Below are 23,513 nucleotides of genomic sequence, written 5' to 3' on the forward strand. Positions count from 1 at the left end.
CAGTCGGGCGAAGCGCCGCCGAGCCGATCGCACAGACTTGGTTTCGTCACAGCAAGGCGGTCGATCGTTCGGTGGAAAAACTGGACGATGTCGTTGCCGAATTGTGGCGCATAGTGGACGCCCGGCCAGCCGAAACGCCAGCATCGCTTCGCGAAACGACGCCAGCCAAGGTCACCGAACAAGCCAGGGTCACCGAACAAGCGCGCCCTTCAACCGCGCCTTTACCTGGTTATAGAAGCGCTCCGCAACGCGAGGTGCAACCACCCTCCCCGCAAGCAAAAGCGCCTTCGGCTCCGTCGCCGGCCACGCCCACTGCTCCAGCCGCAGACAGCATGAGAAGGCCCGACCCCATCCGGCCACCGAACCCTCGGATCTCCGAGCCGGCCCAGCGCGCCGTAGCGCCAATGGAAGAACCGGCGCGCAGGCCCGGGCCGGAAATACTGGAACGGAAGACGCCGAACGCACCGAAGGACGCGCCCGGCAAGCAGGACCAGCCGAGCGCGCGAGGAGGCGAGCCGCCCACTCAGGAGATCCGGCCACCAAGCCCTCGGATCTCCGAGCCGGCCCAGCGCGCCGTACCACCAAAGGAAGAGCCCGCGCGCAAGCCCGAGCCGGAAATACTGGAACGGAAGACGCCGAACGCGCCGAAGGACGCGCCCGGCAAGCAGGACCAGCCGAGCGCGCGAGGAGGCGAGCCGCCCACGCAGGAGATCCGGCCACCGAGCCCTCGGATCCCCGAGCCGGCCCAGCGCGCCGTACCACCAAAGGAAGAACCCGCGCGCAAGCCCGAGCCGGAAATATTGGAACGCAAGACGCCGAACGCGCCGAAGGACGCGCCCGGCAAGCAGGACCAGCCGAGCGCGCGAGTAGAGCCGCCCACGCAGGAGATGAAGAACAAGCCGGTTCTGCCCGGCGTGACAATCGAGGGCGACCGCGGTCCCTTGCTTGCCCGGGAAGTGCCTGGCGGCGGTGGTCCGACCGGAACCGGCAAGGGGAGCGGCGGCGGCAATGGCGGCGGCGGCGGCGCGTTCCACAAGCGTCTCGGCCCAGTCGATCTCTCGGCAAGCCTCACAGCCGGCCTTCGCGCGGTCAAGAAGAACCTCATCGCGGTGATGATCTTCACGATCGCGACCAACGTGCTGGTGCTTGCGATACCAGTCTACCTCTTCCAGATTTCGGATCGCGTGCTGACGAGCCGCTCGGTCGACACCCTGGTGATGCTGACGATCGTGATCGTCGGCGCAGTCATCCTGCAGTCGGTTTTTGACGCCATCCGGCGCTTCATCCTCATGCGCACAGCGGTCGAGGTCGCCGCCCAACTGGGCGGACCAATCCTCAGCGCAGCCGCCAGGGCTTCACTGCACAGCAACGGGCGCGAATATCAGACGCTGGGGGATCTTCAGCAGCTGCGTACGTTTCTGGTGTCCGGCACGTTGCTGTCTCTTCTCGATGCGCCGATGGCCCCGTTGTTCATGCTGGCGATATTCCTGATCCACCCCGACCTCGGCTTTATCGTCGTGGCGACGGCGCTGCTGCTGCTGGCCATCACGCTCGCCAACCAGCGCGCAACCGCCAAGCCGTTCGGCGAGGCCAACACAAGCCAAACCAAAGCCAACCTCCACGTCGATTCGATGTCGCGCAACTCGCAGATCATCAACGCGCTCGCGATGATCCCCGAAGCCGTGTGGATCTGGGGCAAGGATACCGGCAACTCGCTCAAATGGCAGGTCATAGCTCAGGACCGAAACATAGCCTTTGCTTCTCTTTCCAAGGGCGTCCGGCTGCTGACCCAGGTCATAATGCTCGGCTGGGGCGCCTACCTGGCCATCGAAGGCTCGGTCACGGGTGGCATGGTCATCGCCGCGTCAATCATTGCCGGTCGCGCACTTGGCCCGATCGAGGGTGCGATTGAAGGGTGGAACCAGGTTGTGCAGTCACGCGCCGCCTTTGGCCGCATCAGTGCGCTGCTGAAGGAATCCCCGCTGAACTTCGAACGCCTGAAGCTGCCGCGTCCGGAAGGGCGCCTCGATGTCGAGCGGCTGCTGTTCGTGCCGCAAGGAACCAAACGTGTCGTGCTCAATGGCATCGGCTTTGGCCTGGAGGCCGGAGACTCGCTGGCGATCATCGGCAATTCGGGCGCCGGAAAAACGACCCTGGGCAAAATGCTCGTCGGCTCGATCCTTCCAACTTCGGGAAGCGTGCGGCTCGACCTGATGGACCTGCGGAACTGGGATCAGCGGCAATTTGGTGAAAGCATCGGCTACCTTCCCCAGGACGTGCAGCTTTTCCCGGGGTCGATCAAGGCGAACATCGCCAGAATGCGCGAAAACGTCGACGATGGCGCAATTTACGAAGCCGCCAAGCTAGCCGACGTGCACGAACTGATCGCCTCGCTCCCGCATGGCTACGAGACCTTTGTCGCCGCCGATGGCGCGCCGCTTTCTGGCGGGCAGAAGCAGCGTATCGCTCTGGCGCGCGCCTTTTTCGGCAGCCCGAAACTGGTGGTCCTCGACGAGCCGAATTCGAACCTCGACACCGCTGGCGAGTTGGCTTTGTCGCGCGCCCTGCAGCAAGCCAAAGAGCAAAAGATCACGATGGTGACGATCACGCAGCGGCCTGCTTTGCTGCAGACCGTGGATAAGATCCTGGTGCTCGTCAACGGCACCGTGGCTCTTTTCGGGATGCGTCAGGACGTGCTCGAGGCTTTGGCGGCGCGCGGCATGAGCCTCGATGGCGGCCATTTTGCCAATATTCAGGTCAAATGAGAGAGAACGGCCGTGAAGGAAATAGCCAAGATCGAAGACGCTCAATGGTATGGCGCCGTTCCGCGTTCCATTTGGAAGCAGACGACCGCCGGATTGCTGCTGATGGCCGTCACCTTCGGCGGATTTGGCACCTGGGCATTCACGGCACCGCTCGCAGCCGCGATCGTCGCGCAAGGAAGCTTCGTGGCCACTGGGCAGAACAAGATCATCCAGCACCTCGAAGGGGGTATCATCAAGCAGCTTCTGGTTAGCGAAGGCGACCATGTCGTAACCAATCAGCCTTTGGTGCTGCTCGACGAAACGGCCGCGCGGGCAAAGGAACGGCAGTTGTTCTTCCGCCAGGCGCGCCTTGAAGCGATCGTGGCGCGCTTGACCGCCGAGGTGCACGGGGCGGAGACTATACAGTTCCCGGCCACAATAACCGAAAATCGCGACGACCCGGAAATTGCTTCGATCGTGCATAGCCAGCGTCTCAACTTCGAGGGCTCGCGCACCAAAATGAGCAGCGAGATCCGATTGCTCGACCAGAACATCGGCGCCCTGAAGTTCCGGGCGGGCGGTTATGAGCAGTTGCTGAAAGCGGTCACGATACAGCTCGGTCTGCTACGCGAGGAGTATACCGGCAAGAAGACCCTGCTCGACCAAGGATTGATCCGCGCGACCGAGATCAAGGCGATTCAGCGCGCCATAGCAGATGCCGAAGGGCAGATGGGGCGGCTCTCAGCCGAGATATCCGAGACCGGCGCCCAGGTCATCAAGCACGAACAGGAGATGCGGCAGACAGAAAACGCCTACCGCCAGGCGGCGCTCGACGAACTCGAGGGCGTTGAAACCGAACTGGACAGCATCCGCGAACAGTCCCGCGAGGCGCAAAACGTGCTGCGCCGAGCGACGATCAATGCGCCGGTTTCGGGCACTGTCGTGCGGTTATTCTACCACACGTCCGGCGGCGTGATCGAGAGCGGCAAGAGCATCATGGAGATCTTGCCGGCGAATGTGCCGCTTATCATAGAAGCGCAGGTGCCTCGCACCGAGATCGACAATGTCAAGGTCGGACAAAAGGCGACGGTACGGCTGGTCGCGCTCAACGCGCGCACGACGCCGGTTCTGAACGGCGAAGTCTACTACGTCTCTGCCGACTCGCTCCCCGACGCTTCCGGTCCGACCGCAAAGGAGGTCTATTTGGCGCGCGTCAACCTGCCAGTCAGCGAACTGGCTCGCGTGCCTGGATTTGTTCCGACGCCAGGCATGCCCGCTGAAATTCTCATCCAGACGGCGGAGCGGACCTTTTTCAGCTACCTGTCCAAGCCGATCAAGGACAGCATGGCTAGGGCATTTAATGAGCGCTGACCGTAGAGGCGGGGGGGTAAATATGCAGATCGACGTCTTGACACGCCCGGAAGAACTGAACGGGCTTCGCGACAACTGGGACGACCTCTACGCCAGGGATCCTGACGCGCATTTCTTCGTCTCGTGGGACTTTCTTTCCCACTATCTTCGACGCTTCGACGGTGAATGGTTCATTTTGGCGGCGCGCAAGGGGCCGCCGGGCTCTCCCTATGTCGCGCTTCTGCCGCTCCGGCTGCGCACCAGCATGAGGAAAAATACCGGCGAAATCTACCATGAAGTGTATATGGGGGGAAACCTCGCAGCCGATTATACCGGCATCCTCTGCGCGCCGGAATACGCCTACCGGGCAATCGCGGTTTTCGCGAAGCATCTGAAGACGATGCATTGGGCCAGCCTGCATCTGGAAAACCTGCGGATGTCGGAACGCAGGATAGCCTGGCTGATGGAGCAGCTTTCCGACAATCGGCTGACGATCCGTCGAATGAGGCGCGTCAACCAGGTTGACAATGTTGACAACTGCATATGCCCGGCGATCGACCTCCCGTCCTCATGGGAAGATTATCTTCTGCACAATCTCAGCGCTAACACCCGCCAAAAGATGCGGAGATTTCTTCGGAAACTGGAGAACTCTGACGAGTTTCGCATAACGCATGCCGACGCCTCTACCATCGAGCGCGATATCGACATCCTGCTCGAGTTCTGGCGCATCAAGTGGACGCCGCGGAAGGGGAAGCTGGTTCCCGGCCTGGTCAAGAGTAACCGACTGCTGTTCAGGCAAGCTTTCGAACGGGGCACGCTGTTTGTGCCTGTACTTTGGCACGGCGACCGGCCCTTGAGCGCTCTCGCGATCTTCCTCGATCCGGTGAAGAAGAGCATGCTGTTCCACATGGTCGGGCGCGACGAGACGGCCGACATGCTGCCGTCGGGACTGGTCCTGCACGGTTATTGCATCCGCCGCGCGATCGAGAACGGTTTCCGGACATATGATTTCCTGCGCGGCAACGAACCTTACAAATATTCCTTCGGCACCCACGAAACCGTCCTCAACTGCACTCTTGTGCGGACCAAAACCGGCCGGAACCTTGGCGACCAGTTGGACAGGCGATCCTTGGTCGGCGCGTTGCAGCAGGCGGCCGGCCTCCACAAGAAGGGTTGGATCATCCAGGCCGAAAACATCTATCGCCAGATCCTGAACACCGAGCCGACGCATGATCAGGCTCTGTACGGACTCGGTCACGTTCTGGGCACCAAGGGCGATCACCGTCAGGCTGCGGAATGCTTCGGCGCGCTTGCAGCCATGTCGCCGCAATCTGTAAACGCCTGGCTTTGCCTGGGCATTGCGCAGCAGTCGCTAAACGACCACTCCGCAGCCATCGAGTCGTTTGGGCGAGCAACGGACCTCAATCCAGGCCTCATTCTAGCGCGTTATGCCCTGGGCCGCAGCCTTCTCGCCCTGCAGCGGACGGATGAGGCGGCCCAGGCTTTCACTCTGGTCCTTGAGAATGGATCGCCCGCCCCCGCGGAAACCGCCCTGCGCGCCAAGGCCCGGCGACAATTGCAGCAGCTGAGGACAGCCAAGCCGCTCTACATTCTAAAGAAACCTGAGCGCGAGAAGCCCGTCATCCAGCCGTCGCTGCCGCTGGGGCTGACCACTCTGCTCACGGTTGCGCGGCCGGCAACCGTAAGCCGCTCCACCTCTTCTGTCACTTGACGGGGACTTCGTTGTCTGCGTGCCGCTGCAAGTCGCTCAAACGACTCGTGCTGCCTCGTCAGAAGCCGATTGAGGCCAGCGCTGTAGCGCAGCACGGCCAACGTCGGTAAGCGCATAAACGCCGCGCTCGGCCCTGGCGAACCAGCCATAGACATTGTGAAGCAGGATATTGGCGGCGCGTGGCGAAATGGTTTTCAGATCGCGCGGGCGTTTTGGGCCGTCGACCATGGCAGCGGCGCAGGCCAGCGCGTCCTGCCGGTAAGCGGTCATGACCGGCGTACGCGAGCCGCCGCCGACTACAGGGTCGCCGCGCCGGCGCCGATGCTCGTCCACCAGGCGCGACCGTCGCCTCGGGTCTCGCCGGGGCGGCAAGGCGGCCGGACTGAGCAGCAATTCGACGTTGCCGGCGGAGCCAACCCCGAGAAGGCCGAAGCCGAGCCGCCGGCACAGCGCACGGAACCGGCGATCGTGCTCGCGGCCCTTGCCTCGACTTGACATCCTCGCCGCGAGCCAGACCTCATCGCATGACGCAGCACGGTCAACACCTTGAAGAATGAGTTCGAGGTTGAACTGCAGCTTCAATTCGCAGATGACGAGCACGGGCGGCTCGCCGTCACGCAGTCCAACGACGTCGCAGCCGCCAACCTCGCCTTTGACAGTGAAGTCCAGACTCTCAAGAAACCGCTTCACCGGCATGTAAAGAGACGTTTCCTGCATGCGCGACGCATAGCCGATTCGTGGCTGGTTGGCACAGCATCACCGACAGGCGTTGCCACCGAGGGCAAGCTATGCATCAAGCAATTTGCTGGGACTTGCCCGCTCGGCGTTAAGCCCTCAGCCCCCTCGCCTCGCCTCCGCGCTTGCGCGGAACCATCATATCCCTGGCCAGCAGGCGGCTCACCCGGCAGAATGCCATGAACGCCCGGCAAGCCTCCTCGGTCTCGATCAGGTCGACGGTGGCGCCGAAGCAGGCGTTGAACGCAGCCTGATAGACTGGGCCCTGGCGGCGAACCGGCCAGCCTTGCAGGAAATCCAGCGCCTGTTCGACGCTGTATATTTCCTCGACTGGCAGGCCAGCCGCGGTCGTGATGCGCACCGGCACCTCGAATTGCAATCTGTCCATTCCTGTCTCGCCAGAACGCGGTCCCGCGGCAACGCCGCTCGTCGCAAAAAGTTGCTTTGACCGGCTTTCCGCTCAGGCCCACATCTTGTTCAGAAATATGTCGTCAGTGCGGACGAACGGCCCGGCATGGGGCCGGACACGCACAAGATGAAGCCGCAAAGCGTGAATATCGCCGGCTTGAGCCCAATCGCCGGCAGTTCGTCCTTGAACCTGGCGCCGTCCGGTGCCAAATCTGAGGGACTTTTCTCGCGGGCTCAACAGAGGCCCTTTCACCCGGCAAGACGGACACAATGGTCACCTATCTCGAAGCCGCCACGGCACCGCTCAGAAACACCGGCCAGATCCGCCTCTATGGCGAAGAAGGCTTTGCCGGCATGCGCAAGGCCTGCGATCTCACCGCGCGCTGCCTCGACGAACTGGTGTCGATCGTCGCGCCGGGCGTCACCACCGAAACCATCGACCGCTTCGTCTTCGAGTTTGGCATGGATCACGGCGCATTGCCGGCGACGCTCAACTATCGCGGCTACACCAAGTCGTCCTGCACCTCGATCAACCACGTCGTCTGCCATGGCATCCCCGACAGCAAGCCGTTGAAGGACGGCGACATCGTCAACATCGATGTCACTTACATCCTCGATGGCTGGCATGGCGATTCCTCGCGCATGTATCCGGTGGGCACGATCAAGCGCGCCGCCGAGCGCCTGCTCGAGGTCACGCATGAATGCCTGATGCGCGGCATCGCCGCGATCAGGCCCGGCGCCCGCACCGGCGCCATCGGCGCCGCCATCCAGACCTATGCCGAAGCCGAGCGCTGCTCGGTGGTGCGCGATTTCTGCGGCCACGGCGTCGGCCAGCTCTTTCACGATGCGCCGAACATCCTGCACTATGGCAGCGCCAGCGAGGGCGTCGAGATGCGGCCGGGCATGATCTTCACCGTCGAACCGATGATCAATCTCGGGCGGCCGCACGTAAAAGTGCTGTCGGATGGCTGGACGGCGGTGACACGCGACCGCTCGCTGTCGGCGCAGTACGAGCACACGATCGGCGTCACCGAGACCGGATGCGAGATTTTCACGCTGTCGCCAAAAAACCTCGACCGCCCCGGCCTGCCAGCATAGTGTTTGCGCGAGGGCCGGATCTTTCCGGTCAAGAAAATGCGGGCGGCCTATGGGAAAGACCAGCGACGATGACGAACGGATCTTCTTTCCCGAAACACCGATAAAACCGCTCGCGAAAGCCAATTCGGTCGATAAGTCGCCCGAAAAGCCGCACTATCTCGGCCATCGCGACCGCTTGCGCCAACGGTTTGCGGCCGGTTCCGACGCCCTCCCCGACTACGAATTGCTGGAGCTCTTGCTGTTTCGCCTGATCCCCCGCGCCGACACCAAGCCCGTCGCCAAGGCATTGCTGGCACGCTTCGGCACGCTGGCCGAGGTGCTTGGCGCGCCGGTCGCGCGGCTTGAGGAGGTCAGCGGTATCGGTCCGGCAGTGGCACTCGATCTGAAGATCGTTGCCGCGGCCGCCCAACGCGCGGCACGCAGCGAGATAAAAGGCCGCGAGGTCCTGTCGTCCTGGACGCAGGTTCTCGGATACTGCCGGTCGGTCATGGCTTTCGAGGAGCGCGAGCAGTTCCGCATTCTGTTTCTCGACAAGAAGAACGCGCTGATCGCCGACGAGGTGCAGCAGGTCGGCACCGTCGACCACACGCCGGTCTATCCGCGCGAAGTGGTCAAGCGGGCGCTCGAACTCTCCGCCACGGCGATCATTCTGGCGCATAATCATCCGTCAGGCGACCCGACGCCGTCGCGCGCCGACATCGAGATGACAAAGCTGGTCATCGAGACGGCCAAACCGCTCGGCATCGCCGTCCACGATCACATCATCATCGGCAAGAAGGGTCATGCCAGCATGAAGGGCCTGCTGCTGATCTGACGCCCTGTTTGGACAAGCATCGGCCCCAAAGCGTCCGGTCTCGTGTCATGACACGCCAGGCAGCGACGGGCGTGCCGCGAGAACGCGGCCTCCGACCGCAACGACGAGCGCGACGATTATCAGTATTGCCGCGACTGCAAACGTGATCCGCATACCGGTCGCGACGGCGTCGGGCCGCGCCATTGCGATGTCGATGGCCTCTGAGGCGAATGCGAACACAGCGCCCATGACGGATGCGCCGGTGATGAGCCCGAGATTGCGCGACAAATTGAGCAAGCCGGAAATGACGCCCCGCTGGTCCGGGCGGATATCCGACATGACAGCGGTGTTGTTTGCCGTTTGAAACAGCGCATAACCAGATGTGATGACGGCGATCGGGGCGATGTAGCCAGGGATGCCCGATATTGCCGGCATCACGGATAGAATGAAGCAACCGGCGGCTATCGCGGTAAGCCCAATGACGGTCATGCGCCCAGCGCCAAAACGGTCGGCTATGCGACCAGCCGGCACACCTGTCAGCGCGGCGACAAGCGGACCGACCGACATGACGATGCCAACAACAGCGGCGTCGAGCCCGAGCGCACGAGACAGATAGAACGGCCCGACCACCAGTGTCGCCATCATCACCGTCGCCACGAGCGCGCTCGTGGCGAGGCTCGCGCTCAACGTCGTATTGCCGAAAGCGGCCAATCGGATCAAAGGCGACGCCACTCTCGCCTCGACAAGCACAAACAAACCGGCCGCGAAGACTGCAGCCACGAATAGAGCCAGGTTGAGCTGACCAAAACTGCCACGCCCGATCGTCATCGCGAGCGCATAGGCGCCAAGCGTCAGGGCAAGCAGCAGCGTGCCGACAACGTCGAAGCCGGCCCGATCCGTCTTCGGCTCCCGGCGATCAGCCGGCAGATAGCGGTAGGCGAGACAAAATGCCAGCAAGCCCAGTGGCACGTTGACGAGGAAGATCGCCCGCCAACCGGCTCCGGCAATCAGCAGACCGCCGAGCGAGGGACCGAGAGCGGTGCCGATCGCCGACATCGTTCCGAGCAGCCCCATGGCGCTGCCGGTCCTTGCCTTCGGCACCGTCTCACCGATAAAAGCCATGGTCAGGGTCATCATGATGGCCGCCGCCAAGCCCTGGGCCGCCCGGGCTGCAATCAGCAGCCAGAGCGTCTGCGCGACGCCACACAGGACCGAGGCCACCGTAAACAGGAACAGCCCGGCCAGCAGCAGCCGCCGGCGACCGGTGATGTCACCTAGTCGCCCGACGCTGACGATCAGGGTGGTGATGGCGAGGAGGTAAGCCAGCACGATCCACTGGACCTCCTGGAACGAGGCGTCGAACGCCTGCGTCAACGTCGGCAAGGCGACATTGGCGATGCTGATGCCGAGCGAGGACAGCAACATCGATAGCGAAAGGCTGGCGAGCGCCCACCGAACCGCAGGTGCCCGTTCTGGATTTTCGGCGACTGCCCGTCCTACATCGATTGGCTTCAACATGAACTCCGTTTTCTGGCGCGACTCCCGAAACGGAGCTGGCAGACAGGTAGTCCTTTGCTTGAGATGGCGGAAGGCGCATCATTTGCACGTAATCGTTGCGTTTGACGCCATGTCAGATCGTGCCGGCCATGCTACGATCATCATATGTCGCATCCGACCTCAATCTGCTTGTCACGCTTGAAGTGTTGTTGACGGAAGGCAGCGTGGCGCGCGCCGCCAGAAGGCTGCGGCTGAGCCCGTCGGCGATGAGCCGGGCGCTGGCGCGATTGCGTGAGACGACGGGCGATCCGCTGCTGGTCAGGGCCGGACGCGGCCTCGTTCCGACACCTCGGGCCCTTGAGCTCCGCGAGCGCGTCGGTCGGCTTGTGCAGGACGCCGAAGCCGTTTTGCGCCCTGTTGAGATGCTCGACCTGAAACGGCTTGAGCGGACCTTCACGCTTAGAAACAGGGATGGCTTTGTCGAGAATTTCGGGCCGGATCTCATTGCGCGCGTCGGCGAACAAGCACCGGGCGTGCGGCTGCGTTTTGTGCTGAAGCCGGACAAGGACAGCACGCCTCTGCGCGACGGTAGCGTAGACCTGGAAACCGGCGTTGTCGGAAAGGCCACGGGACCGGAGATGCGCGCGCAAGCGCTGTTCCGTGATCGTTTCGTCGGCGTCGTGCGGATGGGACATCCATTGTGCGAGTTCACGATGACCCCTACCCGCTACGCAGCCGGCCGGCACATCCTCATCTCCCGTCGCGGACTCGACAGGGGACCGATCGACGATGCCCTTGCGCCGTTAGGGTTGAAACGGGAGATCGTGACGGTCGTCAGCGGCTTTTCGGAAGCTCTGGCTCTGGCGCGTGCCTCAGACCTGATCGCCAGCGTTCCCGAACGCTATACGGGAAACCTGCGCGATGGAATGTTCTGGTTCCCTCTGCCGGTTCCCCTGCCGGAAATCGCGGTCTCACTTTTGTGGCACCCGCGGCTGGATGCCGATCCGGCGCACCGGTGGCTGCGCGGCTGCGTTCGAGACGTTTGCACCGGAAAAACTCACTGGATCTCTTAAAGCGCAACGGTCAAGGGAGCGTTGCTGATTCGATCACAGCAACTCTATGTTGCAGGTGCCGGCGATTCCGACCGACCGCCTCGCTGAACCCGGTTAGGTCGAAATCGGCCTCGCCTCGCCCCGACAGCAGCCGAATCGCCAGGACAGCAGGAGCCGGTCGGCGAAAAAACAATCGCCTTTATCGCGTCGGCACCATTCCGAACCAGCCTCCTCCCCCGCGAGCCGGCGGCCTTTCACGATCCGGCAGAACGCCGTGTTGTTCGGTGCCCCAGCAGGTTTTTTCTTCGCCGCAGCCTTCTTCTTCTTGGGTTCTTCCACATCATCGCCATTGCGTTTTCGTCTGACGGGAAGACCGCACTAGAATTTCGACCGGAAATCGAGCTATGATGCATTTGGCATTTCCTGGGACGGCTTCGCGCCCTTGGAATGCCGGGAGGAACGGGATATGGCCATAGCGCTTGTACTCGTTTTGGTAGTTGTGGGCTCAGTGTTGTTCCACTTCCTGAGCCCATGGTGGTGGACGCCGATTGCCTCTAATTGGGACTATATCGACAACACCATCATCATCACCTTCTGGATCACCGGCGTCGTCTTCGCCGCCGTCGTCCTATTCATGGCTTATTGCGTCTTCCGCTTCCGTCACCGGGAGGGCAACCAGGCTGCATACGAACCCGAGAACAAGCGGCTCGAATGGTGGCTGACGATCGTCACCGCAATCGGCGTCACCGCCATGCTGGTTCCCGGCCTGTTCGTCTGGAACCAGTTCGTCAGCGTCCCAAGCGACGCAACCGAGGTCGAAGTCGTCGGCCAGCAATGGCAGTGGAGTTTCCGCTTGCCCGGCAAGGACGGCAAGCTCGGCACGTCCGACACCCGCAACGTCAGCCCTGAAAATCCTCTCGGCGTAGACCCCAGTGACGCCAACGGCCAGGACGATGTCGTCGTCGAAGCCGCCGATCTGCATCTGCCGGTCGGCAAGCCGGTCAAGATGCTGCTCCGCTCGATCGATGTGCTGCACGATTTCTACGTGCCGGAATTCCGCGCCAAGATGGACATGATCCCGGGCTCGGTCACCTATTTCTGGTTCACCCCGACCAAGACCGGAACTTTTCAGGTCCTGTGTGCCGAGCTTTGTGGCCAGGGGCACCCGTTGATGAATGGCGTGGTGATGGTCGACACGCCGGAAGACTATCTGGCGTGGCTCGGCGAACAGCAGACTTTTGCGCAATTGTCGGCCCCCCAGCAGGTGGGCTCGGCAGAGTAGACGCCGGCAAAGACGGCGATTTGGGTTGAAATTGCGGCACGGCTCGAAACTGTCGAGCCTGGCCGAAAAGGACACGGAGGTGTTCCTATATGGTCGATGTCACACCTGCAGATGGGGTACCGCCGGCCGAAGTCGCGGAGATGGAACTCTACCATCCGCACAGCTGGTGGACGAAGTACGTCTTTTCGCAGGACGCCAAGGTCATCGCCATCCAGTATTCGGCGACGGCGACGGCAATCGGCATGGTGGCGCTGGTGCTGTCCTGGATGATGCGGCTGCAGCTCGGCTTCCCCGGCACCTTCGACTTCATCACCCCGGAAGCCTACTACCAGTTCATCACCATGCACGGCATGATCATGGTGATCTACCTGCTCACGGCACTGTTCCTGGGCGGATTCGGCAACTACCTGATCCCGCTGATGGTCGGCGCGCGCGACATGGTCTTTCCCTATGTCAACATGCTGAGCTACTGGATCTACCTGCTCGCCGTGCTGGTTTTGGTGTCGAGCTTCTTTGCGCCCGGCGGACCGACCGGCGCCGGCTGGACGCTTTATCCGCCGCAGGCGATCATGACCGGCACACCAGGCGGCCAGGACTGGGGCATCATCCTGATGCTCGTCTCACTGATCCTGTTCATCATCGGCTTCACCATGGGCGGCTTGAACTACGTCGTGACGGTGCTGCAGGCCCGCACACGCGGCATGACGCTGATGCGCCTGCCGCTGACCGTCTGGGGTATCTTCACCGCGACAGTCATGGCGCTGCTCGCCTTCCCGGCGCTGTTTGTCGCCTGCGTGATGATGTTGTTCGACCGTGCGCTCGGCACCAGCTTCTTCATGCCGGCCATCGTCGAGATGGGCGAACAACTGCAGCACGGCGGCGGCAGCCCGATCCTGTTCCAGCATCTGTTCTGGTTCTTCGGCCACCCCGAGGTCTACATAGTGGCGCTGCCGGCCTTCGGCATCGTGTCCGACCTGATCAGCACCCATGCGCGCAAGAACATCTTCGGCTACCGGATGATGGTCTGGGCCATCGTCGGCATCGGCGCGCTGAGCTTCGTGGTCTGGGCGCACCACATGTATGTCAGCGGTATGCATCCCTATTTCGGCTTCTTCTTCGCCACCACGACATTGATCATTGCCGTCCCGACCGCGATCAAGGTCTACAATTGGGTGCTGACATTGTGGCGCGGCGACATCCACCTCACCGTGCCGATGCTTTTTGCGCTGGCCTTCATCGTCACCTTCGTCAATGGCGGGCTGACCGGACTGTTTCTCGGCAACGTCGTCGTCGACGTTCCGCTATCGGACACGATGTTCGTCGTTGCCCATTTCCATATGGTCATGGGCGTTGCCCCGATCCTCGTGATCTTGGGGGCGATCTATCACTGGTACCCGAAGGTCACTGGCCGGATGCTGAACGAGGCCATGGGCCAGTTCCATTTCTGGGTCACCTTCCTCGGGGCCTATCTGATTTTCTTTCCCATGCACTACATCGGCCTGATGGGTGTGCCACGCCGCTACAACGAACTGACCGCCACGACGGTGATGACCGAGTCGGCCCACGATCTGAACGCGTTCATCAGCATCATGGCGTTCCTCGTCGGCTTCGCCCAAATCGTGTTCCTGTTCAATCTGATCTGGAGCATTCGCCACGGCCGCGAGGCCGGCGGCAATCCGTGGCGCGCCACGACGCTTGAATGGCAGACGTCCGAAACACCGCCCGCCCATGGCAATTTCGGCAAGGAACTGCCGATCGTCTATCGCTGGGCCTATGACTACAGCGTCCCGGGCGCCAAGGAGGACTTTATCCCGCAAAACATGCCGGGCTCCTTCGGATCCTCCAGGGAGCCGGCATGAGCGTCATTCTGGTCTTCCTCCTCGTCATCGTCGGCTTTGTCGGATGGTGGCTTTCCCATCAGCGGCTGATGGCCAAGCCATGGCTCGAGCAAGGTTTGATCGGGGATATTATAGGCCCGGAAGGATCGGCGCTGCCGACCGCCAAGATCGGGCTCGGCGTCTTCCTCGCCGTCGTCGGCTGCCTGTTTGCGCTTTTCACCAGCGCCTACTTCATGCGCATGGCGCTGTCGGACTGGCAGGCGCTGCCGCTGCCGCGCGTGCTCTGGTTCAACACCGGCGTGCTGGTCCTGAGCAGCATCGCGCTGCAATGCGCCTCGGTCGCTGCGCGCCGGGGCGAGATCGACGCGGTCAGGCTCGGCCTCGTCACGGCTGGGCTCACCGCTCTTGCCTTCCTGGTTGGACAGCTTGTGGCTTGGCGGGAACTGACCGCCGACGGCTACTTGCTGACCGCCAATCCGGCCAACAGTTTTTTCTACCTGATAACCGGGATGCATGGGCTGCACATACTGGGCGGGCTAGTGGGCCTGGGCAGAACAACTGCCGGCGCCTGGAACGGAGCACGGCCGGAGCGGCTTCGCCTCAGTGTCGAACTGTGCGCCATGTACTGGCATTTCCTGCTTTTCGTCTGGCTCGCCATTTTTGCACTTCTGGCCGGCTGGGCCGCGACTTTTATCGAAATTTGCCGACAGCTGCTGACCTAGGAGGGCCGGACGGATGGCAGACACGACCGTGACGCATACCGGCCAAGCACAGGCGCGGCCGGCTGGCTTGCAAGGCGTCGCCGCCGACTGGTCCTCGGATCAGCGCGCGTTCAAGAACGTGTCCTGGGGCAAGGCCATGATGTGGATCTTCCTGCTCAGCGACACCTTCGTCTTCGGCTGCTTCCTGCTCTCCTACATGACCGCGCGCATGTCCACCCGAGTGCCGTGGCCCAATCCGAGCGAAGTCTTTGCCCTTCATATCGGCGGCTCGAATATTCCACTGATCCTTATCGCCATCATGACCTTCGTGCTGATCTCGAGCAGCGGAACGATGGCCATGGCGGTGAATTTCGGCTACCGCCACGACCGCCGCAAAACGGCGATCCTGATGCTTTTGACCGCAGCACTCGGCGCGACTTTCGTCGGCATGCAGGCCTTCGAATGGACCAAGCTGATCTCCGAGGGGGTACGGCCCTGGGGCAATCCGTGGGGCGCGGCGCAGTTCGGGTCATCCTTCTTTATGATCACCGGCTTTCACGGCACCCATGTGACGTTCGGGGTGATCTTCCTGATCATCGTGGCGCGAAAGGTCTGGCGCGGAGATTACGAAACCGGCCGGCCCGGGTTCTTCACCAGCCGCAGGGGCAGCTACGAGCACGTCGAGATCATGGGACTCTACTGGCATTTCGTCGACTTGGTCTGGGTGTTCATTTTCGCATTCTTCTATCTTTGGTGAGAGGCAGACATGGCTTTGGTGAGAGGCAGATATGGCTGAAGCAACCGCAAACGGTCTGGGGCAACATACGCTGCACGGAACCCAAGCGCATGATGCGGCAGCAACCGGCATCGCCCCTGCGGAGGTTCATCAGGAGCACCCTATCAAGCTCTATCTGGTGGTCTGGGGATGGCTGTTCATCCTCAGCGCCTGCTCCTATCTGGTCGATTATGTCGGCCTCCAGGGCTATCTCAGATGGTCGCTGATCCTGATCTTCATGATGCTCAAGGCCGGGCTGATCGTCGCGGTCTTCATGCATATGGCCTGGGAACGGCTGGCGCTGACCTATGCGATCATATTGCCGCCGATCCTGGTGCTGGTGTTCGTGGCAATGATGGTCTTCGAATCGGAGTACACGCTTCTCACCCGGACGCTGTTTTTTGGGACCGAGCCCTGACGCGCAATCCGGGTTCGGGCAGCGTTTCCCGTCGGGGGCCGGAGGGGCTGTTCACGGCCCGCTCTGCCTTGCCTTGAAACGGTCGACAGCTGGCCCATTTTTGTCACCACCGGAAAACGACAGAAGGAGAACGATTTTCGTCGTTTCTCCGTCGCGAACTCCAGGAAGGGAGGCTCAAGATGACGATCGCAAACAGATTGAAGGACTTTATCGACGAGAAAGGAATTTCCTACGATACCGTCGAGCACCACCGCACGTCGACAAGCAGGCAGTCCGCCCTAGCGGCGCATGTGCCCGGCAGCATAATGGCCAAATCGGTGGTGGTTCACCACGACGGTGGCTATGCGCTGGCCGTGGTGCCCAGTACGCACAGGATCGAGCTCGGCACGTTGCAGGACGTGATGCACCAGCGTATCGGGCTCGCCTCCGAGGACGAGGTGGTTTCGCTCTTCGAGGATTGCGACACCGGCGCCATCCCGCCGATCGGCGCGGCCTACGATGTGCCGGTGATTGTCGATGAAAGCCTCGGCAATGCCGGCGATATCTATTTCGAGGGTGGCGACCACAGGACGCTCGTGCATGTCAGCGGCAAGGATTTCCGCAACCTGACCAGCGACGCACAACAAGCCCGCTTTAGCTATCCGGCTTACTAAACACTCTTGCCAACCTGCCGCAGCGGCCTCTCGCCGGTGCGGCAGGGCAGGATTTTTTCAGTCCGCCGGTCTGGTGGAGGCCGGCGATTCCACGACTTTCCGATAGACGTGCCAGGTGGCGTGACCGAGGATCGGCAGCACCACCGCCAGCCCGGCGAACACTGGCAGCGAGCCTATGATCAGGGCGACGGCGACAATCAGGCCCCAGACAGCCATGACGATCGGGTTCGCCAGGACCACCCGCACCGAGGTATGGATGGCTTCGTAGGCGCCGACGTCGCGGTCGAGCAACAACGGGAACGCGACGACCGTGGTGCACAACACGACCGCGGCGAAGACGAAGCCGATCGCGTGGCCAACGATAATCAGCGTCCAGCCGCGTCCGGTTGCGAATATTTCACTGATGAAGCTGGACAGTGATTCCGGCGGGGCCGAACCGAACACCTGCTGATAAAATATCTGCGCGGTCAACAACCAGGCGATGAAGATCGCAAGCAGCATGATCCCGACCGCCGCGATGGCCGGCAGCGCTGGAGAGTTCCTGACCTCGAAAGCGTGGCTCCATGAGGCGTCGAGCCCGGCCTCTCTCCGCCGGCTGATTTCATATAGGCCGAGCGCCGCGAATGGACCGATCAGCGCAAAACCAGATACCAGCGGAAACAACAGCGGCAACGCGTTGTTGCCCGACGTCCAGACAGCGAGCACGACGCCGACAAGCGGATAAATCAGGAAGAGGAAAACGATGTGCGACGGTTTGACCATGAAATCATCGACGCCACGCTTGAGCGCGTCGAAAAGGTCGGAAACGCCTATCTTTCGAATTCTGGTGTGCTCCAGCGTCTCGCTGGCGCCTGCAATCACGTGAAAACTTGCCATGACCATTCCTCCAGACCAGGTCCGGTAAAGGTCGCGATTTCACGGTGCTGTCGTTCAGCGTGACTGGCCACGCAAAACCGCGACCTGCACCATGATCAACATACGCTCTTGCATGGCATTTGTCGCCGCCCTTTGTCTGCGGGGACGGCTCCGTGATCCCGCTAGCTCTAACGGCCTTTCTTCGCTAGTCTCAAAGCTGGGTTGAAGGGTGAAGGTCATGGATGGAAAGACCGTTCTTATACTCGGCCTTGGCATAGTTATTCTGCTGGTGCTGGGATTCTGCGCAGTGCCAACGTGAGGGTTTGGGCAGGTTCGGGCGCACCTCGTTCAGCAATCGCCGATTTTCAACCCGGCAAACAATCCGAGAACATCAGGATTCAATGCAGCCACGAGGCAGGTCATGCCGTCAATTTCCGGCTGACATGACGACACGCATTGCAACGGTATCGGCAAGCAGCATGGCAAAGATCGCGAAAAGATAGAATATCGAATAGGCAAATAGCGCCTTTGCGCGTTTCATCTCCCACCCTTCAGCCCACCTTTTGTCGACCAGAAGCTTCCAGGCATGCCAGATGAAACCCGCGCCCAATGCGGCCGAAACAATCCCGTACAATCCGCTCGCGAATCCGAAAGCCCAAGGCAGCACGCCGATTGGTGCCAGGATCAGCGAATAGACGAAGATTTGCTTTCTGGTCGAAACCTGGCCGGCCACGTTCGGCATCATCGGAATGCCGGCCGCAGCATAGTCGCCGATCTTGAACAGCGCGAGCGCCCAGAAGTGCGGCGGCGTCCAGAGGAAAATGATCAGAAACAGGACGAGACTTTCAACCCCGACGGCGCCGGTGGCGGCCGCCCACCCGATGACCGGAGGAAGCGCACCCGCGGCGCCGCCTATGACGATGTTCTGCGGCGTCGAGCGTTTCAGCCACATCGTGTAGATGACGACGTAGAAGAAGATGGTGAAGGCCAGCAGCGATGCGGCGAGCCAGCCCACCAGCACGCCGAGCGTCATGATCGCAAGTACGGAAAGCACCAGGCCGAAGCCGAGCGCTTCGCCTGGCGTGACCCGGCCTGACGGGACCGGCCGCTTTGACGTGCGCGACATCAACGCGTCAATATCGGCATCGTACCACATGTTGAGTGCCCCGGCCGCGCCCGCTCCAACCGCAATTGCACCGATTGCAATCACGGCGATGACCGGATTCATCGCCCCGGGCGCCACCATCAGCCCGACGAAAGCGGTAAAAACAGCAAGCGCCATGACGCGTGGTTTCAGAAGCGCGAAGAAATCACTGACCGTCGCTTCAGAGATATGGATACCGGTATCCTTGAGGCCGCTTTCCCGAGCCGACATTTCAGGCGACTACCGATTGGCACACGCAATCGGGCCGACCCCTCGGCCGACGGAAGAACCGGGTTTCTTCCTGGTGGACGAACCGGGTTACTTCCTGGCGGAAGAACCGGGTTACTTCCTGGCGGAAGAACCGGGTCATTTGGAGAATTGCTTCAGATAGGCGATGACGTTGGCGAGATCCTCGTCCTTCTTGAGGCCGGGAAACGCCATCTTCCCACCTTTGATCATGGCCTTGGGATCGCGAAGATAATTCGTCAGCGTGGCGTCGTCCCATTTGACGCCGGATGCGCCCGCCTCGGTCATGGCTTTAGAATACTTGAACCCCGGATGCGTGCCGGCCGTCCGGCCGATGACGCCGCTCAGCGACGGACCGACCTTGTTCTGGTCCTTGTCAACGACGTGACAAACCTTGCATTTGGCGAAGACCTTCTCACCTGCGGCGGCATCCTGTGCCTGGGATTGGCTCGTGACAAAGGTCGCAATGGACACGACTGCGAAAAACGCGATTGCACGCATGGCATATCCTCCCGATCGCCAAATCTGCCTTGGACGATCAGCGCGTACCGACACGGCATGCGCCCCTTCACGACAGAGCGGAATATCCGCGTCTCCCGCATGAAATTGCGGCATCTACATACCACAGAATCCGGCCGGCAGATAGAAGAAGTCGACCCGCGGGATCGCCGCAGAGGCGACGAGGCAGGCCGATCGGCGTCGAGCGCAATCGGAACGCATACCGGGTAATGGCGTTAGACCAGCTACGGTTAAACATCTGGAAGATCAAAAGATCAGAGAAGTGTCTATGAACGACAGGAGCGACCTGGAGGTGCGCCACGGCACCCGCACGATCGACGGCGAGACCGTCTTTTACAGAGAAGCAGGTTCTGAAACCGCGCCGGTGTTGCTGCTTCCGCATGGCTATCCGTGCTCATCCTTCCAATATCGCCGGCTGATGCCGGCGCTCGCCGATCGGTGGCGGACGGTCGCGCCGGATTTCCACGGCTTTGGCTACAGTGGCGATCCGGCACGGTTCGGTTATGATTTTGATGCCTATGCAACGTTCCTGGAATGGTTCACCGACGCGCTGGAGCTCGGCAGCTACGCGCTATGGCTGCACGACTACGGCTCGCAGATCGGCCTGCGCCACGCCATAGCGCACCCATCGCGGATTAGGGCCCTGATCATCCAGAATGGCGACATCTACGCCGATGCTCTTGGCCCGAAGTATGAAACGATCCGGCGTTTCTGGCGTGACCCTTCGCCAGCGAACCGTGCGCCGCTCGAACAGGCGGTGAGCGAAGACGGCTTTCGCGCCGAGTTCGTAGGCGAAGTCGATGACGACGTCGCTCGACGTGTCCCGCCCGATCTGTGGAAATTGCATTGGCCGCTGATGGATACGCCTGTGCGCCGTGCGCTTTCAGTTGGACTGATGGAGAAGCTCAAGGCCAATCTCGACTGGTTCCCTCGCTACCAGGCATACCTGCGCGAGCAGCGGCCACCGGCAATGATCCTTTGGGGACCGAAGGACGAATACATGCCCGAGCCGGCAGCGCGCGCCTATCTGCGCGATCTCCCCGAGGCCGAACTGCATCTGCTGGATGACGCAGGGCACTGGCTGCTGGAGACACACTTCGAGGTCGCCCTGCCACTTGTACGACGGTTTCTGGGCAAGGTCCTGCGTTAATGCATATCGCGCAAAAGTGCGCAGCGGTTTTGCGATAACGACATGCATAAAAAAGAACCGCACAACACCGCAGCGGATTCCGCCATCGCTGCCCCATCCTCATGACAACCCATCGAGAGGAGCGCACTCCATGATCGACAACGCCACAATCGCCCGGATCTGGCGGGGAAGGACACGCCGTGATCTGGCGGACGCCTACGAGCCCTATCTACGCCGCGAAGGCATTCCGCCGCTTCAGGGGAAGGCACTTGGCGTGCAGTTGTTTCGCGAGGATCGTGAAGAAGAAACAGAGTTCGTGACGATCTCGTACTGGCCTGACGTCGAAGCCATGGCGAGCTTCACCGGCGGTGACCCGCACAAGATCCATCACCTGCCGCGCGACGAAGAGTTTCTCGTCGAGCTGCCCGAACGGGTCACCGTGATGCGGATCCTCGTCAATCAATTGCCGCGCGAATAGGGCGGCAGCGGCCTTGCGACGTCGGCGGCATCGAAAAAGGCCGCCTCGAGGGCGGCCTTTCACATCCAGCAGAATGCCGTGTTATTCGGCGTCCTTGGCAGCTTTCTTCTTCGGCGCGGGCTTCTTCTTGGGCTCTTCCGCATCGTCGGCCTTGTTGGCGTCGGCCTTCTTCGCTGCGGCTTTCTTGGCCGGCTTCGCCTTGGCCGTCTCGCTGTCCTCGTCGTCGGCCATCAGTTCTTCCTTGCTGACCTTGACGTCGGTGACCGAAATCTGGCTGAGCAGATGGTCGACCACCTTCTCCTCGAACAGCGGCGCGCGCAACGTGTTCAGCGCTTCGGGATTGCTGCGGTAGAATTCGAAGGCTTCCTGCTGCTGGTTGGCCGGATAGCGGCGCACCTGCTCGAGCAAGCCGCGCTGCAATTCCTCGTCCGACACGGTGACGCCGGCCTTCTCGCCGATTTCGGCGAGAACCAGGCCGAGACGCACACGGCGCTCGGCAAGCCGCATATATTCGGCGCGCGCCTCTTCTTCCGTCGTCTCCTCGTCGGCGAAGGTGCGGCCGGCGGCTTCCAGATCGCGGTTGACCTGGTTCCAGATGTTGTTGAACTCGGCCTCGACAAGCTTCGACGGCGCCTCGAACGAGTAGGCGGCATCGAGCTGGTCGAGCAGCTGGCGCTTGATCTTCTGGCGCGTCATCGAGCCGAACTGGTTCTCGATCTGACCGCGCACCACCTCACGCAGGCGCTCCAGCGACTCCAGGCCGAGATTCTTGGCCATTTCGTCGTTGATCTCCAACGCACCGGGCTGGGACACTTCCTTGACGGTGACGTCGAAGGTGGCTTCCTTGCCGGCAAGATGCGCCGCCTGGTAGTTTTCCGGGAATGTGACCGTGACCTGCCTCTCGTCGCCGGCCTTGCTGCCGATGAGCTGATCCTCGAAGCCGGGAATGAATTCCTTGGAGCCGAGCACCAGCGGCTGGTCCGTGCCGGCGCCGCCGCTGAAGGCTTCGCCATCGATCTTGCCGACATAGTCGATCGTCACGCGGTCGCCCTCGGCGGCCTTGCCGGTCTTGGGTTCGTAGGTGCGCGCCGATTCGGCGACACGCTTGACCTGCTCGTCGATTTCCGAATCCGGCACGTCGAACACCTGGCGCGTCACCTTGATGTCGGAGAAATCCTTGATCTCGATCGGCGGAATGATCTCGTAGTTCAGGCGGAACTCGAAGTCGGCGCCGCCGGCCAGGATCTTCTCGGCCTCCTTCTCGTCCTCGGTCATGATCACTTCGGGCTGCATGGCAGCCTTTTCGCCACGGCCGGTAATGATCGAACGGGTCGAATCGTTGAGGATCTCGTTGACCACTTCGGCCATGAACGACTTGCCATAGACCTTGCGCAGGTGCTGCACCGGCACCTTGCCGGGGCGAAAGCCGTTGATGCGGACCTTGCTCCTGGCATCTGAAAGCCGCGCCATCAGCTTGGCTTCCATGTCACCGGCCGGCACGGTGATCTTGATCTCGCGCTTGAGACCGGAGTTGAGCGTTTCGGTGACCTGCATCATAGAACCTTCGTTTCCGCAGCCAAACGGCTCTTGCCGTTTACAGCCTGCCGGTATGATCTTGCCGGGAATGGCTTTTGGTGCGGGACTTGGCGATCTGTCCACTCAACGCGGCTCAAAATCGTCCAGAAACACGCTCCAAAATGTGAATAAGTCTTTGTTTTTCCGACTTCTTATCACATTCTGCAGAAGTGGATCGTCGCATCCCGTCACATTCGACACGCCTTTTGTCACAGGCGCGGCCGATTTTCAACCATCTTCGCGTCTACAGCGCCGCGCGTTATCTTGGACGCGCACAGGAAGCTGGAGCACCTTGATTTTGGCGCATGATCCCCAAAAATACGATTTTTCGTTTTTCGGGATCATGCGCCGGCGAACGGCCGCTATTTTGACCGCGACATTGACAGAATGATGGCTCCTGCGGGGCACGCGGATGCGGCGGAATTGCTGGCCGCGCTGGATTTAGGTTCCACTCCGACTTGGCTCCCGCTGGTGTAGCTACCCGAAGTCGG

General features: G+C 61.5%; 23 protein-coding genes. 15 read left to right on the forward strand and 8 right to left on the reverse strand.

The window, feature by feature from the left end; genetic code table 11:
- Window positions 1–71 precede the first annotated feature (71 nt).
- The 3 genes from AC0L28_RS09415 to AC0L28_RS09425 are packed head-to-tail and all read left to right on the forward strand — an operon-like array spanning window position 72 to window position 5,826.
- Complete coding sequence (locus AC0L28_RS09415) at window positions 72–2,765, forward strand: type I secretion system permease/ATPase (protein WP_473476979.1); 2,694 nt, start codon at window positions 72–74, stop codon at window positions 2,763–2,765.
- 12 nt (window positions 2,766–2,777) lie between these two features.
- Window positions 2,778–4,115, forward strand: coding sequence for an HlyD family type I secretion periplasmic adaptor subunit (locus tag AC0L28_RS09420; RefSeq protein ID WP_128169944.1), 1,338 nt, complete (start codon window positions 2,778–2,780; stop codon window positions 4,113–4,115).
- Between the two features lie 22 nt (window positions 4,116–4,137).
- The gene (locus AC0L28_RS09425) at window positions 4,138–5,826 is read left to right on the forward strand and encodes a GNAT family N-acetyltransferase (RefSeq protein ID WP_473476981.1); all 1,689 of its coding nucleotides are present in this window, start codon (window positions 4,138–4,140) and stop codon (window positions 5,824–5,826) included.
- Between the two features lie 36 nt (window positions 5,827–5,862).
- Here AC0L28_RS09425 and AC0L28_RS09430 read toward each other — a convergent pair whose 3' ends face one another.
- The gene (locus tag AC0L28_RS09430) at window positions 5,863–6,543 is read right to left on the reverse strand and encodes a DUF2161 domain-containing phosphodiesterase (RefSeq protein WP_128169946.1); all 681 of its coding nucleotides are present in this window, start codon (window positions 6,541–6,543) and stop codon (window positions 5,863–5,865) included.
- Between the two features lie 109 nt (window positions 6,544–6,652).
- Window positions 6,653–6,949, reverse strand: coding sequence for a DUF982 domain-containing protein (locus tag AC0L28_RS09435; protein WP_128176546.1), 297 nt, complete (start codon window positions 6,947–6,949; stop codon window positions 6,653–6,655).
- A gap of 290 nt (window positions 6,950–7,239) precedes the next feature.
- Between AC0L28_RS09435 and map the strand changes: the two genes are divergently transcribed.
- Together map and radC are read left to right on the forward strand one after the other, a co-directional pair.
- The gene (gene map, locus AC0L28_RS09440; RefSeq protein WP_027156242.1) at window positions 7,240–8,067 is read left to right on the forward strand and encodes a type I methionyl aminopeptidase; all 828 of its coding nucleotides are present in this window, start codon (window positions 7,240–7,242) and stop codon (window positions 8,065–8,067) included.
- 49 nt (window positions 8,068–8,116) lie between these two features.
- Window positions 8,117–8,881, forward strand: coding sequence for a RadC family protein (gene radC / locus AC0L28_RS09445; RefSeq protein WP_023802539.1), 765 nt, complete (start codon window positions 8,117–8,119; stop codon window positions 8,879–8,881).
- A gap of 45 nt (window positions 8,882–8,926) precedes the next feature.
- Here radC and AC0L28_RS09450 read toward each other — a convergent pair whose 3' ends face one another.
- The gene (locus tag AC0L28_RS09450; protein ID WP_473476984.1) at window positions 8,927–10,378 is read right to left on the reverse strand and encodes an MFS transporter; all 1,452 of its coding nucleotides are present in this window, start codon (window positions 10,376–10,378) and stop codon (window positions 8,927–8,929) included.
- Between the two features lie 128 nt (window positions 10,379–10,506).
- Here AC0L28_RS09450 and AC0L28_RS09455 point away from each other — a divergent pair, with 128 nt between their 5' ends.
- Complete coding sequence (locus AC0L28_RS09455; RefSeq protein ID WP_473476986.1) at window positions 10,507–11,430, forward strand: LysR family transcriptional regulator; 924 nt, start codon at window positions 10,507–10,509, stop codon at window positions 11,428–11,430.
- Between the two features lie 93 nt (window positions 11,431–11,523).
- On the opposite strand, the gene AC0L28_RS09460 is transcribed toward AC0L28_RS09455, so the two are convergent.
- Window positions 11,524–11,748: a hypothetical protein gene (locus AC0L28_RS09460; RefSeq protein ID WP_473476989.1), complete on the reverse strand. Its 225-nt coding sequence runs from the start codon at window positions 11,746–11,748 to the stop codon at window positions 11,524–11,526.
- Between the two features lie 127 nt (window positions 11,749–11,875).
- On the opposite strand from AC0L28_RS09460, the gene coxB reads away from it, so the two are divergent.
- The 6 genes from coxB (at window position 11,876) to AC0L28_RS09490 (ending at window position 17,076) form a co-directional block, all read left to right on the forward strand.
- Window positions 11,876–12,691 (forward strand): cytochrome c oxidase subunit II, encoded by an 816-nt coding sequence (coxB, locus tag AC0L28_RS09465; RefSeq protein ID WP_023802543.1) that lies wholly within the window; start codon window positions 11,876–11,878, stop codon window positions 12,689–12,691.
- 89 nt (window positions 12,692–12,780) lie between these two features.
- Complete coding sequence (gene ctaD, locus AC0L28_RS09470; RefSeq protein ID WP_023802544.1) at window positions 12,781–14,550, forward strand: cytochrome c oxidase subunit I; 1,770 nt, start codon at window positions 12,781–12,783, stop codon at window positions 14,548–14,550.
- A complete protein-coding gene (locus AC0L28_RS09475; RefSeq protein WP_091596997.1) occupies window positions 14,547–15,251 on the forward strand; it encodes a cytochrome c oxidase subunit 3 in 705 nt (234 codons plus the stop codon). The genes ctaD and AC0L28_RS09475 overlap by 4 nt, the downstream gene beginning before the upstream one ends.
- Before the next feature lie 13 nt (window positions 15,252–15,264).
- Window positions 15,265–15,987: a heme-copper oxidase subunit III family protein gene (locus tag AC0L28_RS09480; protein WP_128169954.1), complete on the forward strand. Its 723-nt coding sequence runs from the start codon at window positions 15,265–15,267 to the stop codon at window positions 15,985–15,987.
- Window positions 15,988–16,018: 31 nt separating this feature from the next.
- Window positions 16,019–16,423: a cytochrome C oxidase subunit IV family protein gene (locus AC0L28_RS09485; protein WP_051505866.1), complete on the forward strand. Its 405-nt coding sequence runs from the start codon at window positions 16,019–16,021 to the stop codon at window positions 16,421–16,423.
- A 179-nt stretch (window positions 16,424–16,602) separates the two neighbouring features.
- The gene (locus AC0L28_RS09490) at window positions 16,603–17,076 is read left to right on the forward strand and encodes an aminoacyl-tRNA deacylase (protein ID WP_023802548.1); all 474 of its coding nucleotides are present in this window, start codon (window positions 16,603–16,605) and stop codon (window positions 17,074–17,076) included.
- A gap of 57 nt (window positions 17,077–17,133) precedes the next feature.
- On the opposite strand, the gene AC0L28_RS09495 is transcribed toward AC0L28_RS09490, so the two are convergent.
- From AC0L28_RS09495 to AC0L28_RS09505, 3 genes are all read right to left on the reverse strand, one after another.
- Window positions 17,134–17,952: a DUF2189 domain-containing protein gene (locus tag AC0L28_RS09495; RefSeq protein ID WP_473476993.1), complete on the reverse strand. Its 819-nt coding sequence runs from the start codon at window positions 17,950–17,952 to the stop codon at window positions 17,134–17,136.
- Between the two features lie 406 nt (window positions 17,953–18,358).
- Complete coding sequence (locus tag AC0L28_RS09500; RefSeq protein ID WP_473476995.1) at window positions 18,359–19,306, reverse strand: heme o synthase; 948 nt, start codon at window positions 19,304–19,306, stop codon at window positions 18,359–18,361.
- Between the two features lie 135 nt (window positions 19,307–19,441).
- The gene (locus tag AC0L28_RS09505) at window positions 19,442–19,822 is read right to left on the reverse strand and encodes a c-type cytochrome (protein WP_027156233.1); all 381 of its coding nucleotides are present in this window, start codon (window positions 19,820–19,822) and stop codon (window positions 19,442–19,444) included.
- A 286-nt stretch (window positions 19,823–20,108) separates the two neighbouring features.
- Between AC0L28_RS09505 and AC0L28_RS09510 the strand changes: the two genes are divergently transcribed.
- A complete protein-coding gene (locus AC0L28_RS09510; RefSeq protein ID WP_473476999.1) occupies window positions 20,109–20,990 on the forward strand; it encodes an alpha/beta fold hydrolase in 882 nt (293 codons plus the stop codon).
- Window positions 20,991–21,120: 130 nt separating this feature from the next.
- A complete protein-coding gene (locus AC0L28_RS09515; protein ID WP_287074868.1) occupies window positions 21,121–21,447 on the forward strand; it encodes an antibiotic biosynthesis monooxygenase family protein in 327 nt (108 codons plus the stop codon).
- Between the two features lie 81 nt (window positions 21,448–21,528).
- Here the strand turns inward: AC0L28_RS09515 and tig are convergent, their stop codons facing one another.
- Entirely contained in the window at window positions 21,529–23,001 is a 1,473-nt protein-coding gene (tig, locus tag AC0L28_RS09520; protein ID WP_287074905.1) for a trigger factor, read from the reverse strand.
- Here tig and AC0L28_RS09525 point away from each other — a divergent pair.
- Window positions 22,979–23,413 (forward strand): hypothetical protein, encoded by a 435-nt coding sequence (locus AC0L28_RS09525; protein WP_156941737.1) that lies wholly within the window; start codon window positions 22,979–22,981, stop codon window positions 23,411–23,413. The genes tig and AC0L28_RS09525 overlap by 23 nt on opposite strands.
- Window positions 23,414–23,513: the final 100 nt, after the last annotated feature.

This window comes from Mesorhizobium sp. WSM4847, assembly GCF_055811335.1.